This window comes from Veillonella dispar (assembly GCF_900637515.1).
Lineage (GTDB): Bacteria > Bacillota > Negativicutes > Veillonellales > Veillonellaceae > Veillonella > Veillonella dispar.
This window is the reverse complement of record NZ_LR134375.1, coordinates 2056168-2073336: the sequence shown is the minus strand read 5'-3', so window position 1 is coordinate 2073336 and position 17169 is coordinate 2056168. Positions and strand designations below refer to the sequence as shown.

Annotated in this window: 12 protein-coding genes, 1 pseudogene and 1 CRISPR repeat array (1 of these 14 only partly in view); all 13 genes and pseudogenes read left to right on the top strand. The window is 35.6% G+C overall.

Annotation, left to right across the window (positions count from 1 at the left end; all coding sequences use genetic code 11):
• A CRISPR array of direct repeats spans positions 1-348; the repeat unit is 35 nt; unit sequence GTTAAATTAAATAATCCCCAGATGGGGACGGAAAC (it extends 1249 nt beyond the left edge of the window).
• Between the two features lie 1021 nt (positions 349-1369).
• The 13 genes and pseudogenes from EL171_RS09705 (at position 1370) to EL171_RS09650 (ending at position 17148) form a co-directional block, all read left to right on the top strand.
• Complete coding sequence (locus tag EL171_RS09705; protein ID WP_005384899.1) at positions 1370-3211, top strand: DUF262 domain-containing protein; 1842 nt, start codon at positions 1370-1372, stop codon at positions 3209-3211.
• Between the two features lie 1190 nt (positions 3212-4401).
• Positions 4402-6957, top strand: a complete 2556-nt coding sequence (gene cas10, locus EL171_RS09700) for a type III-A CRISPR-associated protein Cas10/Csm1 (RefSeq protein WP_005384901.1) — start codon at positions 4402-4404, stop codon at positions 6955-6957.
• 10 nt (positions 6958-6967) lie between these two features.
• Positions 6968-7480, top strand: coding sequence for a type III-A CRISPR-associated protein Csm2 (gene csm2, locus EL171_RS09695; RefSeq protein WP_005384903.1), 513 nt, complete (start codon positions 6968-6970; stop codon positions 7478-7480).
• Between the two features lie 12 nt (positions 7481-7492).
• Entirely contained in the window at positions 7493-8176 is a 684-nt protein-coding gene (gene csm3, locus EL171_RS09690) for a type III-A CRISPR-associated RAMP protein Csm3 (RefSeq protein ID WP_005384904.1), read from the top strand.
• 9 nt (positions 8177-8185) lie between these two features.
• Positions 8186-9184 carry a type III-A CRISPR-associated RAMP protein Csm4 gene (gene csm4 / locus EL171_RS09685; protein ID WP_005384906.1) on the top strand — a complete coding sequence of 333 codons (999 nt, stop codon included), beginning with the start codon at positions 8186-8188 and terminating at the stop codon, positions 9182-9184.
• Positions 9177-10352, top strand: coding sequence for a type III-A CRISPR-associated RAMP protein Csm5 (csm5, locus tag EL171_RS09680; RefSeq protein ID WP_005384908.1), 1176 nt, complete (start codon positions 9177-9179; stop codon positions 10350-10352). The genes csm4 and csm5 overlap by 8 nt, the downstream gene beginning before the upstream one ends.
• Positions 10342-11112 carry a CRISPR system precrRNA processing endoribonuclease RAMP protein Cas6 gene (gene cas6, locus EL171_RS09675; RefSeq protein ID WP_039968837.1) on the top strand — a complete coding sequence of 257 codons (771 nt, stop codon included), beginning with the start codon at positions 10342-10344 and terminating at the stop codon, positions 11110-11112. Before csm5 ends, cas6 begins: the two co-directional genes overlap by 11 nt.
• The gene (gene csm6, locus EL171_RS09670; RefSeq protein WP_005384912.1) at positions 11109-12428 is read left to right on the top strand and encodes a type III-A CRISPR-associated CARF protein Csm6; all 1320 of its coding nucleotides are present in this window, start codon (positions 11109-11111) and stop codon (positions 12426-12428) included. The genes cas6 and csm6 overlap by 4 nt, the downstream gene beginning before the upstream one ends.
• Before the next feature lie 98 nt (positions 12429-12526).
• On the top strand, positions 12527-13522 hold the full coding sequence (gene cas1 / locus EL171_RS09665; protein WP_005384914.1) for a CRISPR-associated endonuclease Cas1: 996 nt from the start codon (positions 12527-12529) through the stop codon (positions 13520-13522).
• 1 nt (position 13523) lies between these two features.
• Positions 13524-13799, top strand: a complete 276-nt coding sequence (gene cas2, locus EL171_RS09660; protein WP_005384916.1) for a CRISPR-associated endonuclease Cas2 — start codon at positions 13524-13526, stop codon at positions 13797-13799.
• Between the two features lie 1408 nt (positions 13800-15207).
• A complete protein-coding gene (locus EL171_RS09655) occupies positions 15208-16248 on the top strand; it encodes a hypothetical protein (RefSeq protein ID WP_005384917.1) in 1041 nt (346 codons plus the stop codon).
• A 207-nt stretch (positions 16249-16455) separates the two neighbouring features.
• Positions 16456-16557, top strand: a pseudogene (locus EL171_RS10030) (helix-turn-helix domain-containing protein); the annotation flags it as partial.
• A gap of 99 nt (positions 16558-16656) precedes the next feature.
• Complete coding sequence (locus tag EL171_RS09650) at positions 16657-17148, top strand: IclR family transcriptional regulator (protein WP_232013669.1); 492 nt, start codon at positions 16657-16659, stop codon at positions 17146-17148.
• Positions 17149-17169: the final 21 nt, after the last annotated feature.

The following is a 17169-nucleotide window of genomic DNA, read 5'->3' as shown; positions in this document are numbered from 1 at the left end:
TGTTAAATTAAATAATCCCCAGATGGGGACGGAAACTAATTTGCTGTCTATAACGTATGTCTTTTCCATGATTGGCTGTTAAATTAAATAATCCCCAGATGGGGACGGAAACTTGTCTTGTAACAATTTCATAAGCATTTCATTCTGTTTACGTAAGTTAAATTAAATAATCCCCAGATGGGGACGGAAACCTACCGCTCCATAATTCCTCAATGCTATCTACGATACGCACCTTGTTAAATTAAATAATCCCCAGATGGGGACGGAAACACGAATACTCGCAAGTTGATGTATGTATAACCCTTATTGTTGGGTTAAATTAAATGATCCCCATAAGGGGACGGAAAACTAATCCTATAACATTGTGTTTTGTAGATTAATATACCAGGTGGTTAAATTTAATAATCCCCAGGGGACATAAATACAGTAGCTACGTATTTTCTATCTTGAATAGGTAGCTTTTCACGTTAAATTTATTGCTCCCCAATAGGGGACGGAAACAAACCTAAAGCCAATCTCCAAAGGCAAAATATACCGATTTTCGTTAAATTTATTGATCCCCTGATGGGGATGGAAATAGTTGATAATTAATAAAGATTTTCATTTTAAACCTCCAATAAGTTAAATTAAATAATCCCCTAATGGGGACGGAAACTCTACGATTGGTAATTGTTCCTTTTCTTGCAATTTTCTAGCGTGTTAAATTAAATAATCCCCTGATGGGGACGAAAACATAGTAGCCAATCACTCGGCTTAGGTACTATTCTTGATGATTTCGTTAAATTAAATAATCCCCTAATGGGGACGGAAACTCAACTACTGCATATAGTTGACTACCATTGATAGCGTCTAAAGTTAAATTTATTGATCCCCAATAGGGGACGGAAACTGCTTTTTTAGGCTTTTCAGCAGGCTTTTCGGTAGATTGAGTTAAATTAAATGATCTCCATTCGGGGACGGAAACCTCCTCCCATTTCTCACATTCTTTACTAATTACGCATAATGCTAGTTAAATTTAATGATCCCCAACAGGGGACGGTAACTTATATAAGGTTGTAATAATGAATTTATATAATGCTTTAACTAGTCAAATTTATTAATCCCCAATAGGGGACGGAAATCCCTTATATTTTAATAAATCCATGAGCATTGCGTTTTGTTGAGGTTACATAAAATGCCCCCATTCGGGGACAGAATAAATCAATATTTTCTTTTAAAGACAAAAATAACCACTCTTGTATAGGGTGGTTATTTTGTGTATAGAATATTTTGCCTTTTGAGAGTTTGATGAATTTAAAGTGTTGATCTTCATCTTATTTTTATGATCTAATAGATATAAGAAAATAAATTTTGGTATGGGGAGGATATCATGGCTGAAATTACGTCCTTAATGAAGGATATTAAGGGGATATTAGATAATAAAAATCAATTTGTTATACCTGACTTTCAACGGAGTTTTGTATGGACAGATAAAGATGTAGATACACTTTTTTCTGATTTCAAGGAAGATACGGATAACTATACAGATAGATTAGATACGTTGCCTGGGTATTTATTAGGCAATATTGTTTTGATTAGCAATGAAAATAATCCGACTAGATTTGATGTTATCGATGGTCAGCAAAGGCTTACGACATTGACGCTTATTTTCTGTGCATTAAATAATTTATTTATGGATATTGCAGAAGAGACTCGCCGAAATTTAGGTGCTAATGCAGATATGTGGATGGGGCATACATTTAGCTTTAAAGAGTACTTTAGAATACTAGATAATAATTTACAGTTTGTAGATTACAAAATTCTTCATACTCAGGACTTAGATTTTAAAGAGACTTATAAAAGTATCATAAAACAAGGTGCTCTAGTGAGTGATGAGGATAATACAAGCGCTAATAACTTAGAAGCTGTTTATGAATCTATTCTTCAGCATTTAAGAAGTATTTATGATGATGAGCCTCAGAAATTATTATATTTCTTGCAGTATTTAACAACTAAAGTTAAGTTAATTGAAACTACAGCACCATCGATTGAACGTGCATTTCAGTTGTTTGAGATTTTAAATAATCGTGGTCAGTCATTAGAGCCATTAGATCTTTTAAAAAATTACTTATTGAAAAATCTTACTTCTGCACCTGGCATTACACAGAATCAGATTAAGGACTTCTCTGATAGTTGGAGTCAGTTCTTGAAAAATCTGAAAGATACAGGTAAATCAAAAGCGATTGAAACATCTACTTTCATTAAGCATTTTATTATTGGTACAAAAGCTATTAATGTAAAGAAGAAGGATTTATTTGAGCATTTTAAAGACAATGAACTCGTAGCTAACGATATTTTGCAACTTTCATCAGACATCAATTCCATCAGTAAAGTCTATGCTAGCATCAATAGAGATCCATTATCTAACGATTTCTTGTCTAATGATGATGGGATGTATACGTTATTTACATTGTTTAATACCGTTCAAATTCATCCGTTGTTAATGCCGTTCTATAATGCTTCGCGTGTAGATAAGGTGAGACTTGTTGATGCGGCTGTAAGATATGTAGCAGCAGTAATATTCTCATATACGCAAACAAATGCTATTGAAGCGGAATTACCTGAAATTATAGAAAAGATTTTACATGAATCTGATCCAGCATGCAGACTAGAGGTTGCAGTAACTGAATTAGAGTTACGAACAAAACCATATGTCGATTTGATTCGTGTATTATTGCCTGTGAAAGATTTTGGTTCCAAAAATAAGAAGCAGGCGCCAAAAGCATTCCAAATTCTTAAATTTATCGAGTTATACTTGAACCAAAAAGACAGCATTAAAACAAATAAAAAGATTGAGTTAGAGCATATCATGCCACAAGCTGCAGATAATGCAGATTACTCCTTTGATGATGAAGACACTCGAAAAGAATATTTGAATCATCTAGGCAATTTGACACTTTTGGATAAGAGTTTAAATGCTTCTGTTAAGAATGGTAATTTCGCTGAAAAATTAGATCATTATAAAGCCTGTGAATTCGTTATTACAAGAGCTTTAGCAGAAGAAATAGATAGCCCTGTTCAAAATCAACAACCTTTGATTAACTTCCAAAATACATACTTTGCAGTAGATAACCCTGAACAAATCACATACTGGGATAAAACCCAAATCGATGAACGAGGTCAAAAACTCGTAGAAGTCTTGGAAAAACTACTATTAAAACAAGTTCCATAATGTGAGATAGGATAAAACAATTGAAATGAATAGGACCATTTGTGTTATAGATCTTATAATACAAATGGTTCTATTATTATTTTGTCATATAGTTTATGTGATATAATGAGTTTAGATTTAATCTTAGAAAAACCGAATCTGCGCCATTGTGATAGTGGTGCGGTTAAACGGCGTTATTTTAGCAGACTAAAGTGCCTTTTGAGGTCAAAAGTTAAATTTAATGATCCCCTAATGGGGACGGAAACTATATACTCTTTTAGTTCATGAGTGTTAACAAAACGCATCTGCGTTAAATTTAATGATCCCCCAATAGGGGACGGAATAAACTTTTTTCCAATAAGAAAGACAATATGTAAATATCTAGTGTTAAATTAAATAATCCCCAATAGGGGACGGAAATGCCGTATTTGTTGCTACCTTTTGACCTAAGCCATTAATTGCAGTTAAATTTATTAATCCCCTGATGGGGGACGGGAATTTATTAGCGTTAAGTTTTTTCTCATTTTCTTGGCTTTCACTAGATAAATAAAATAATCCCCATAAGGGGGCGGAAACAACATAGCGTTTTGTTGAGTTAATGCCTCAACGTTTTGTTCTAGTTAAATTAAATAATCCTCTAATGGGGACGGAAACACATCAGTACCAGCGAACACATAGGTTGTATTATTAACCATTGGTTAAGTTAAATAATCCCCTAATGGGGACGGAAACCAGTTAAATAAGTTTGAATTAAGAATAATAGTTGTAGTCGTCTGTTAAATTTATTGATCCCCATTAGGGGACGGAAACATACACGCTAAGAAATGTCTGTTCATGAAACTGTGTTTTCTCATGTTAAATTTATTGATTCCCAACAGGGGACGGAAACCCAACGGCCATTAAAGCTGCAAATGCTCTAAGCCAATAACATTTAAATTAAATAATCCCCATTGGGGGACGGAAATTTATACACCATATTGGTGAATAAAGCAACACTTATTTTCTAGTTAAATTAAATAATCCCCATTTGGGGCCGGTTCTTATCTCAAAAACTCATATGAGTACAAAAATATAGCCAGTATATTCTTATTTAGGAATATACTGGCTTTTTTGTATAATTCTGAGGGTTTTCTATTGGTTTTAATCAGAAATGAATATATAATGAAGACAATAGTTCTTTTATTTCTTAAGTAGAGTTTGGAGGCGATGTGATGGGTAAATGGGATGCACTGGTAAAGGGTGCATTGCTTCATGATATCGGCAAAGTTGTGTATCGTGCTAATCAGGGAACTGATGCACATTCTAAGCGTGGTGCTGCTTTCATCGAGCCCTATTTTTCCGATATGGGCTTGAAGCAAAGTATTACTCATTGTTTAAAGTATCATCATGGGAAAGAGCTTAGTGCAGCTCAACTAAAAAATGATGATTATGCATACATTGTGTATGAAGCGGATAATATTGCTGCTGCTGTAGATCGTCGAGATCTTGATGAAGGTGAGAGTACTGCTACACAGAAGTTTAATAAAGAGTTACCACTTCAATCAATCTTCCGTGTATTTGGCGGTAACACTAGCAATAAACCTTTACAATATTATCTACGTGGCATTGATGCATCTGATCACTTTAATTATCCTGAAAATGATAAAACTATACGTGCATCAAGTGATAAGTATAAGGCACTATATGATGTATTAGTACAGAACTTTCAGCAACAACCAATCGATAAGATGTCCGTTAATGAGTTGTTGAGAATTTATGAAGACACTGTGTCCTATATGCCATCTAGTACGGCAACAGATCAAGCTAATGATATATCTTTGTATATGCACTCAAAGATAACAGCTGCTGTGGCACATAGTATGGTGCACTACTTTGAGGAACAGGAGATTACTGATTATAAAGAATACTGTTATCAGAATTCTAAAAAGTTCCGTGACATGCCAGCTTTTAGACTTATATCTGGAGATATTTCTGGTATCCAGAATTTTATTTATACGATTCCGTCTAAAGGTGCATTGAAATCATTGCGTGGTCGTTCATTCTATTTGGAAATTTTGATGGAACAAATTGTAGATGAGTTGTTAGATGCATTGCAGTTAACACGGGCAAATCTTATTTACAATGGTGGCGGTCATTTTTATATATTGGCACCTAATACGACGAAAACTAGTACTGCTATTGAAACTATGGAGAAATCTATTAATGAATGGTTCTTAACAGTATTTGGTACTAAATTGTATTTAGCTCTTGGCTCTGCTACAGCAGCAGCTGCAGAATTAATTCAGTCGCAACGTGCATTATTCCGTAAGGTGAGCCAATCTGTTGGTGAGGCTAAGTCTAAACGATATTCTGAACAACATTTAGCAGATCTATTTAATCCAAATAGCACGTATAATACGGTTCTTCATGGTGAACGGGAATGTTCCATTTGTCATACTTCAACGGTAGCACTATCTCCTTATGGTAAGGACACTGATGCAGAGGCATGTCCAATTTGTAATGGCTTGTATCGTTTAGGGGAACAAATTGTCGACGGTCGAGATACAGTCTTTGTATTAGCTAGACCTAATATTAGTGATGATAGTGAAAGTATCCCTAAAGTTGAAGTATATGTTAACAATTTGAGTAGTGATGCGGATAAAGGGAAGCTATATCTTTATGTTGTTCCTGAATCATTATTACAGAAGTTTGAATCTAGTCATGAGATTCTTAGAATTTACTCTAAGAATACAGCTAAAACTGGACATAATGTATTCAATCGTATTTGGCTAGCAGATTATGTAGCACGTAAGGATAATGGTCAAGTTTATGAATTTGAAGAACTTGCCGCATCTAGTGGATTCGGTGATGATAAAGGTATTAAGCGACTTGGTGTATTACGAGCGGACGTAGATAACCTTGGTGCTGCCTTTATTGGTGGCTTTATTTCTGAGGGCGCTGATAAATTTAAATATGGTACATTATCACGCTATGCTGACCTATCTCGTGATTTGGCAATGTTCTTTAAGGTTGCCGTTAATAAAATGGCTCAAGGTGATGTACAAGGCTTTGGTACATCTGTTACACCATTTACTATTTGGGCTAATAAACAAGTTACGACTAGAAAAATTCACGTTATTTATTCTGGTGGTGATGATGTATTCCTTGTAGGTGCATGGGACGAATTGTTAGAGCTAGCTATCGATATTCGTGAGAAATTAGCTGAGGTTACAGATAATAAAATCACTATGTCTGCTGGTTTAGCTTTATTCTCTCCATCTTATCCAATTAGCCAAATGGCAGCAATTACAGGATTACTTGAAAGTGTAGCTAAAGACAATGATGGCAAAGATAGTATCGCTTTATTTGGTTTTGAAACAAATAAAAATGCGAGTGGTGAAGAGCGTATATGTCGTCATGTATATAAATGGGATGACCTTATTAATAATGTTATTGAAGATAAAATTTATACACTAGATCAATTATTTGTCATTCCAGGTATTAATGAGAAACAAGATGCCAAAATGAAATTGGGTAAAGGTCTGATTTATAAGCTAATGGAGTTGCTACAAGGTGTTTTAAATGATAGAGCCTTAGGTAAACATATTAATGTGGCTCGTATACTCTATTTATTGGCTAGATTAGAACCTAAGAAAAATAATCCTACCTATGAATCATATAAAAACTTTGTTACAGCTATTCATAGATGGATTCAATCAGAAGAAGATTGCAAAGCGTTATTAACAGCTTGCAACCTCATTGTTTACTATATGCGTGATACAAAGTGAGGAATAGTATATGATACAAGGTAAATTTAATTGGGATATAGATATTGTCACTAAGGCAGAAGAAACTATAGGTCGATTAAGATATAATCCAAAATGCAAAAAGACAGATGAAGTATTTGATGTAAAGTATGCTCAAGTACGTAAAATTTTATCTAGTGTAGTAGCAATTAAGAATAAATTAGGTGTGGAACAACGTAAAAGTAAATCCTTTGATAAGTTACCTGATAGTATAGCGATGGAAGTTCGCTTTTTAAAAACTACATTCTTATATCAAGCTGGTCGAGATAAAGATTATAAATACCCAATAAAATCATTTATTGAAGATAGCCAATTGGTAGAGATGGTTGAATGTATTGGTACTGATGTTAAAAAGTTTGATATGTTCTGTAAATATGTAGAGGCATTGGTAGCTTTTTATAAATATAGAGCTGTCAGTGTTATAGCAGATACTAATGACACGTGGAACAAAAATAAACCATATAATAATCAAAATTATAATCAATCAAATGGAAATCGTCGATAGGAGGGGGATAACATGGAGAATAATGATAATTTAAAATCTTTACGTGGTAAATTGCTAATTACAGGTACTATTAAACTAGAAACAGGTATGCATATTGGTGCTAGTAATGATTTTGCTCCTATTGGATCTGTTGATACACCATTTATTCGTGATGTAGTGTCTCAAGAACCTATTATTCCTGGTAGCTCTATTAAAGGTAAATTACGTACTCTACTAGCTAAAAGCCATTGTGACGATTATATAATGAATGATATTAAAGAGGATAAAGAGGAAATCAAGCGTTTGTTTGGTTCCGTAAATCCTGTAAAACCAGCTCGTTTACAGTTCTATGATTTATTTATTACAGACGAAACACGTCAACTGTTTTCTAATATAGAGACAGATACTTATATGGGTGAAATCAAGTTTGAAAACACTATTAATCGTGTTGATGGTAGTGCTAACCCTCGTCAAATTGAACGTGTCCCAGCAGGTACTGTATTCACTTTTAAAGTTGCTTATAATATTGAAAGTGAAGATGAAGTAATTGAGGATATGAATATACTAAAAGCTGGTCTTGATTTATTAGGTATCGATTATCTCGGAGGCCATGGTTCTCGCGGTTATGGTCGTGTAAATATTTCTATTGATGATGTGAAATCAGTAGGTAATAGTACTATTAATACGCAGGATTTGTTAGATATATTAAGAAAGTAGGTTGTTACTATGAACTACTATATATATCCACTGCGTTTTCTTACACCAGTGCATTTTGGAGATACCTCAGAGGGTGGTAGTTTAGAAACTATTTCCCTTACAGTAGGTTCTGATGCACTATTTGGTGCATGCTGTCATGAAATCAGTTATGATACAGATTTATTACAGTCTTTTATCGACTCTGTAAAAGATCAGCATATTGTACTATCTAGTTTGTTTCCGTACTGCATAGATAATGGTGAGTATCAATTATATGTTCCTTCACCTATTATGCAAATTGATTCAAAAGAGATGCCGATTACAAGTTTTGCAGAAACAAAACGTGTAGCGACGGAACAAAAAAAGATAAAGAAGATCGAGTACATTCGAGCATCACAGCTACAAAATTATAATCAATATATAGAGGCAGATACCTCACAAAAACATATGCCTATCTTTGGAACTAGGCAAGCCATGACACAAGTGAATATGCGTGGTGAAAAAAGTAGACCATATTATGTGGGTAGTTATCAATTTATGTCGAATACAGGACTATATATTATAGCTGGTTTTATCGATGATGATAGTCGAGAGTTATTTGAAGCTATTCTTGAATTATTAGGCCTATCTGGTATCGGTGGCAAGCGCAGTAGTGGTTATGGGAAGTTTGAATTAGCTGATGATCCTATTGAATTGGAATCTGAAGGTATTTATGAAGATGATTCTGCCTTATATACATTGCTTCATAAGAAGTACGAAAAGATGATGTGTATTAGTGCCTGTGTTCCGACTTGTGATGAGGTGGCTACTTTAAAACAAGGTTCTTATAAATTACAAAAGCGTGGTGGATTTGTAGGAACTGCTAGAAGTACCACTCAAGTAAAACGTAACTCCTATTATGTTGTTAAAGAAGGCTCTATTTGTCCAAAAGAATTAGTAGGACAAATGCTTACTATTACGGGGGATAGTTTACCTCATGCTGTATATCGTAATGGTATGGGCTTATGGATTGGGGTGGATTATGAGTAATCGTATAGATCATGCACAACTATTGCTCACTGTTGTGAGCCCTACCAATATTGGTGGCCCTGAAAAGTTAACAACTAAGGATTATATGTATAATTACGATGCTGGTGAAGTATATCTTCTTAATAACTACGAGTGGTTTCGCTTTTTAGCACGTCATAATAAATTAGCAGAGTTTGAATTATATATGCAGGATGAAATGGTTAGACCAAATGGTCGGACTATGTATGATTGGGCCAAAAATACTGTTGGTGCAGCACAATTAACAAAAGATGCATTAGGGCCAGTTATTGGTTCAATTATGAAATCATCGATATATAATAAAGGGCGTAAAAACTCATTGAATGATATTACTCCTCAGATTCGTGGTGCTAATGGAGATGTTTATATTCCTGGTAGCTCGATTAAAGGCGTTATTGATAGTGCAATTATTTCGCATATGCTTCGTAATAATAAAGCATTTAGGAGTACTGTACAAAGAGAGTTAAAAAAAGTTTTAGATGTATATAAAAGAAAGAATGCTAGAAACCTTTTCAAAGATATATTTAAGATGGTGAATCTAGTTATTCTTAAACATATTCATGTCCTTACGAATAATGAAGGAAAACCATTTAAAGCTATTTTAGCCAGTGCTTTCCGAGGTCTTTCTGTTTCTGATGCTATGCCTATGGGGGCGATTCAAACAGAGGTATTAAAGAAAGAGGATTCTTGTATTGATGAAGATGGAACTCACGCTATTTCGGTACATCGTGAGTGCATTTTACCAAATCAGAAGTTCTCCTTTACAGTAACTCTTGATACGGCTATGACTAAAGAAATAGGAATTACTAGTATCAATCAAGTGTTAGATATTTTACAAGAAGATTTTGATGCTACTCATAAGTTGTTAGCCTCTAAATTTAAGAAAGTGAGTCCATCTATTTTTAAAGCTCTAGAACTAGCTAATGCTTATATTGGCAGTAATACAGGTTTTGTTCAAAAAACTATTATTATGGCAGCTTTCATAGATGATGAAAAAACAGGAATTGATATTATTAAAGCCATTTTAGATGTTAATTTCCAAAAGGCTGAACATGATCGTAAAGATACAATTATGGCACCACGTGCAATCAAGTTAGTGAAGTGGAATGGCAATTATTATGAGATGGGAGGCATTCATATTGGCAGATAATATTGAGATTATGGCCATAGAGTTAGGAATTACAGCAGATCCATCTATTAAAATTGTACAGTCCATAGGTAGTGTGCTACATGGGGTCTTAATGGAGTTAGTGGGGACAGAATACGCAGGTCAGTTGCATGAAACAGGCCTGCGCCCTTATAGTCAATATATCTATTTTGATAAAGAGAAAGGTCAATATATTTGGCGCCTTTCTGCTGTAACAGCAGAGGCTGTTGAGCGTATATTACGACCAGTACTAAATATGCCTGAAAAGCTTTTTTTGAAACAAAAACGAGGGCATATTTATATCCAAGATAGAACTGTGTTGGAGGAAACCTCCTATGAAGCTTTAATGGCCAAGTTTTGGAGTGGTGAAGCAGAATATACACAAGCTAAATTACGGTGCGTGACCACTACAAGCTTTAAGGTAGATCAACAATATACGATTTTCCCTGAAGCATTTCGTATTTACCGCTATTTGTTACGCCAATGGAACCAATTCACTACCTTTGAAATGATGGACTCTGATGATTTATTATCTGCGCTTGAATCAGCTGCTTTCATTCGTGATTATAATTTGCGTATGGGCATGTATGGTTTAGAAGGGATTAAAATTCGTGGCTTCCGTGGTGAAATTGTTATGCAATTTAAGCGAAACCTAGTGATGCAACGTATCCTATCTCTATTGACCTACTATAGCCAATTTACAGGGCTCGGAATTAAGACTGCACTAGGCATGGGTGGGGTACAAAGTGAGGTAGTACAATGAGAATTCTTTATACCCCAGTAGGGGATACAGATCCTATTCGTGGTTGCTATGATGGGGGCATGCTACATATTGTGAGACATTATAACCCTGATATGGCAATACTTGTATTGAGTAAGGATATGGAGCAAAAGGAGGCTGCTAATCATAGATTTACTAAGGCTTTAAAACATGTGAAAGCTGATTTAGATATCAAGATCATACATACAGGCCTTGAAGATGTACATCGCATCGATGTATTACAACCATTCGTTGATCATTTCTATGAAACACTTTCAACATATCCTGATGCAGAGATATTAATTAACTTAAGTTCCGGTACGCCTCAAATGAAGTTAATTATGTCTTATCTTAGCGTGGAACATGATGCGGTACGAGGTATTCAAGTTGATAGTCCTCAGCGTGGTTCTAACCGCTCTGAGCCGGCAGTTAATGATGACGAAGATATTGAACTTGTTATTGAAAATAATTTTGATGATCAAGAGGATAGTGAAAACCGATGCCATGAACCTCAAATGGGATATATTAAGCGTAATAATATTAAACAATCCCTTCATACACTCATTACTAGCTATAAATATAAAGAGGCTATAAGTTCTTATCATAGCTATAAAAGAACTTTTGAATCTGATGTTGTTAATGATGTGTTACCATTATTAGAACATGCTCAATTACGTTTAGGCTTGAACTATGATGATGCCTTACAAAAGGCTCGTAAAGTAGGATCTACATCTTTATCCTCTTTGTTTACTGATAAGGAACTGCGAAAATTACATGAGTTTTTAATGCTTATGGAAGTGCGGTTAAAACAAGGTCAAATTGAGGACTTTGTTTTAAAAACAACTCCATTTATGTATGAGTTAATGCGGTATTATTTCACTAAAGAGCTCAATGTAAACTGGAGACAAGTTGAGAAAAAAACATCTAAAGGTATGCGCCTTGACATGGTAGCATTTAAAAATCAGTATCCTAAACTATATGAATCATGGCAGGAGAACTCTGATACTCCGTATCTACAAGAACTTCAAGTATCTTTTTATCATATGTTACATATGCTAGAAGACTATGATACAGTAGATAGTTCTTTATTGAAGCATTTAAAAGAGATACGTAGAATTGAGAGAAAAATCCGTAATAAAATAGCTCATGAGGTTGTTGTCTTTACTGAGCAGGATATTTGTAGTGCTGCAGAGATTCAATCACTACAATTTTTCTTACATCAGATTAAAGATGTGTTCTTTATTATTGCTCGGCAAGAAAAACAAAATAAACTAATTTACGATACTATCAACAAATATGTATTAGATCAAATTCAATAGTGTAAACACTCTTTGCACCGAATAATTTTTATAAACTATCATCTTTAGACCTAAATCGATTCCTTAGCGTATTCATTCGTATAAAAGGAGGCGACTCTATGTCATCCCTATATGTTACAGAAGCAGGATCGTTTATCAAGCGTGACGGTGGTCATGTGGTAGTTGGTCGAAATAATGAAGTGTTGTTCGAAGTTCCTTTAGAGCGAATTGAAGATATTACTGTCTTTGATTCAGTATCTATAACGAGCTCATTGGTGACAGATTTTATCGAACGCGGCGTACCGATTACCTGGTTGTCTGGTTATGGAAAGTATTTTGGTACTTTAATCAATACTAATACTATTGATATTAATAAACATAAGAAGCAATTTGATTTATTAGATGATAATGCATTTAGAGTGGCTATGTCACGTAAAATTATTCGGGCGAAGGTGCGAAATCAGCTGACTATCTTGCGTCGTTATGCACGTAATTTAGAAGAAGATATTAATATAGATGCACAGATTGCCAATATTAAATCTGTTCGTAGTCATATTGGTGAATGTATGCGTGTATCTGAGCTGATGGGCTATGAGGGATTAATTAGTCGCTTGTATTTTGAAGCACTTGGCAAAATTGTGCCATCTGCTTTTGCTTTCACAAAACGCACAAAACAACCACCTCGAGATCCCTTTAATGCTATGCTAGGGCTAGGATACAGCATGCTGTTTAATGAAATCCTAGCAGGGGTTATTAATGCCGGTCTTCATCCATTTGTGGGTATCATGCATAGTCTTGCTAAAGGACATCCAGCCCTTGCATCTGACTTGATTGAAGAATGGCGGGCTCCAATTATTGATTCCATGGTGTTATCTATGGTGAGTCGTAATATGGTTGATTTAGCCGAATTTGATAACTCAGACAAGGGCTGCTATTTGACAGCAGAAGGGCGTAAGGTATTTTTAACAGCCTATAATAAGAAAATTCGGTCTGAAAATCAATATATTGATGATCGTAAAAGCTATCGTGAATCTATTTACAAACAATGTAAGCAATTTGCTAGTGCAATTATGCACGAAGATGTTGATTTGTATACGCCATTGGAGATTCACTGATATGAAAAAGTTTATCGTCCTAGTTATCTATGATGTGGTGGATAATAAAACGCGTAATCGTCTTGTTAAATGCTTAGAGCGCTATGGTGTTCGTGTTCAGAAATCAGCCTTTGAAGCATTGCTTAATAGGAAGCAGTATGATGCTATGATGCGGCGAGCAAGCAAGATGATTAATCCTGTAGAAGATTCCTTACGTGTCTATGTCCTCGATGATATTATTAATATCTATACCTGGGGCATTGGAGAACGTAAGGAACAAGATTGCATCGTACTATAAATATAAATGGTTACTTTCGATTAATAATATATTATGATGTAGATATGTAATAAACAATAATAGAATCATTAATATTTGTGAAAGTATATGGAGTTATACTATGAATATTGATGGTTCTGTTGTTGTATTATTTCTTTTTATATGTGATATAATATCTCTAGATTTTAACCCTTGATAAACTGAATCTGCGCCGTTGCGATAATGGCGCGGTTAAACGGCATTATTTTAGTTTGTTAAAGTGTGTTTTGAAATCGACTTAGTTCCCCATTAGGGGACGGAAACCCTATGGCTTTTCCATACACAGTCCGAATAAGATTGCTATTGGTTAAATTAAATAATCCCCTGAAGGGGGCGGATATTCAGCCATAGTATTTAAATTAGTGCGAGACATTCTCTCTTTGGTTAAATTAAATTATCCCCTGATGGGGACGGAAATACTACATCTGCATTTAACAAGATATTGAATTGATAGCCAATTCTATTAAATCAAATAATCCCCATTGGGGGACGGAAACGATAAGGTGAGCATATTATCCAAGAGATTTGGCATTGAGATCAGTTAAATTAAATAATCCCCTGATGGGGACGGAAACTTAGTATCAATAGATTTTTTTATAGTTGCGATTTTAGTTACCGTTAAATTAAATAATCCCCATTAGGGAACGGAAACCATACATGGTCATCAGCGATACTAATAGAGTGGATGAATTGTGTTAAATTAAATAACCCCCATTAGGGGACGGAAACTGTCGATTGCAGTCGGTGTATATGGCTTTCTTTTTTTTGAAAGTTAAATTAAATACTCCCCAATAGGGGACGGAAACTCATGTTCAAACTCTAATTCATGTGATTTATATTCTATAAGTAGTTAAATTAAATAATCCCCTGATGGGGACGGAAACTTTATGTACTCAATTAATTCATTACAATTCAACTCTTCAACGCGTTAAATTAAATAATCCCCATTAGGGAACGGAAACAATTAACCGCATTTATTTCGGTTTCTAGTCCGGCTATTTCTTGTTAAATTAAATGATCCCCATTAGGGGACGGAAACACGTTCTCAGGAATAGTGTGTTCAAACAAGGACCAAGCGTTCAGTTAAATTAAATAATCCCCATTAGGGGACGGAAACTTCCATTCGTTTTGACGTGTCATAATAGACCTCGCTTTCGTTAAATTAAATAATCCCCATTAGGGGATGGAAACTCAAGTAAGCGGTTTTCATATTCGAGCTCGCCCTCGTATAATGGTTAAATTAAATAATCCCCCATAGGGGTATTTAAAAGCTCTATCTTAATAGTCTTAAGGTAGAGTTTTATGTGTAAAATTTTCCTCATTTCTCCTGTTATAGTATAGGTGTAGAGTTATCGTTTATCCTAGTTTGTTGTTAAGTGAGGTGGCATGTATGGACGTCTTAGTTAGCTCTCAGCTTAATAGTGTTGTTCAGTCTTATATAGGCAAGCGAATCATGATAGTTGTGCCTAGTCAGTCTGTAGAACAAGGAGTCGATGCGGAGGGAAGTAATCATTTAGGTGCCAATAGCGAAGTAGAATCTCGTTTAGCTACTAACAATCAAGCGGCGGCAGGGTTGCCTTATTCGTATACGACAGGCCGAGATTGGAATCGCCATCATATTCCTGGGTTTGTTGGAGATAATGCTTTTGGAATGGAGCTTATGTGCTGGAGTCCGGATCGCTTAGAGGATTTGCAAGAGGTGGCGGCATGGTATGTACAGAAATATGGAGTCCATCATGTGCTATTTATTTCCTTAAAGGGCGAAGCTAAGATTTTGAACTATGATGGCTCTAGGATTGCAGGGAACCATAAATTGGGTCCGTGGCAGGCGGAGCATATTGAGCTATATGGACAAACACTTGTGGATGACTCAAAAAATAAGGACGGTTTGTATCAATGCACCTCTATTAACAGGGACTATCGCCTAGTTCGTGCGCCTCATTGTGACCGGAGTAATCTAGAGGACTTTGGACAGCTTTTTAATCATTTAGGAGCGGATCATATTCTATTTGTTCCAGTCATCGATCATAAGGTAGACGGACGTACTATGCAGCAGTACCTCGCTTTTCTTGATGTACCTTATGATAAGATTCATCATTCCTTTGCTACTGGTGAAAATTCCTTATATTATGTTCTTTATGTTCGTCATTGTAGATTGAAGTTAGTACTCGATGTATTACAGTTATTATTTGATGATAGCAATAGTAAACCACTACTATACGTAACACCAGAAGGCAATCTCTATAAACTGCGACGCGATATGAGCATATTGCAAAACTGTGGAGTATTCTCTAGAGCAACTTATATAGCGATGTTTACTAAGTTAAATAAAGAAACCCTACAAATACAATTAGACAGAGACTTTCATTATAATCGGCCTAATATGTTTACGAGAATGGGTGGGGCAATGATACTGGGGCAACTAAAGTAAATATTTGGAGTGTTAGCGTTATCTATGCATCTTAGTTATTTTTAAGTTTTTCATGGATGTGTTATTGTTATATTGATAATGAGTTAATTGCACTATATACTCTTCAGAGGTATTATGTGTAATCAAACACATTAGGTATATTGTTATGAGTTTTAATAGAATAGTGAAATGTATTAGCCCACATTGTGCTAGTGCGTTTCTTTGGATATGAATATGGTTCAATCAATAGAGCGTGGTATTGAGATACTCAAGTTATTAGAGGCAGGCCCGCTTGGTGTAACTGAGTTGGCGAATGCGACGGCGTTGCCGAAGACGACGGTTCATCGGTTGCTCAAGACCTTTGAGGCTCATCATTGGGTTGAGTTTAACGGGGCCAAGAAGTATCAGTTGTCTTGGGGTGTTTTGCCCATGGCAAAGTCCTTTCTTACGTCTTTGGATGTGCGTGCCATTGCGCAGCCGTATATGGTGGCTATCCGCGATCAGTTGCAGCAGTCGGTGAATTTGTTCTTGGCGCAGGGCGATTATCGCATTTGCATCGAGCGCGTTGCGGCGGATAAGCCATTGCGTCATGATATCAAGATTGGCACGGTTTACCCTATATTTAAAGGGGCGGCCGGCAAGATTTTCGGTGCCTATCTAGGGGATTTCAATGATACTGATATGAGTGCTGGTGAAAGCGCCCAAATTCGTCATGATGGGTATGTGGTAACACGAGGCAATCGAGTGCCTGATGCGGCATCCATCGCAGTTCCTATTTTCTCCTTTGGCAATAAGCTTGAGGCGGTGATGACAATCTCTGGTCCTATAGGGGACTACACGGAAGAGCGTGTCAAAGAGTATTTATCTGTCGTGATGGCATTAGGTCAAACCATTTCCAAACAAATGGGAGCAACCTTATAAATTTATTTTTTACCTATTAAA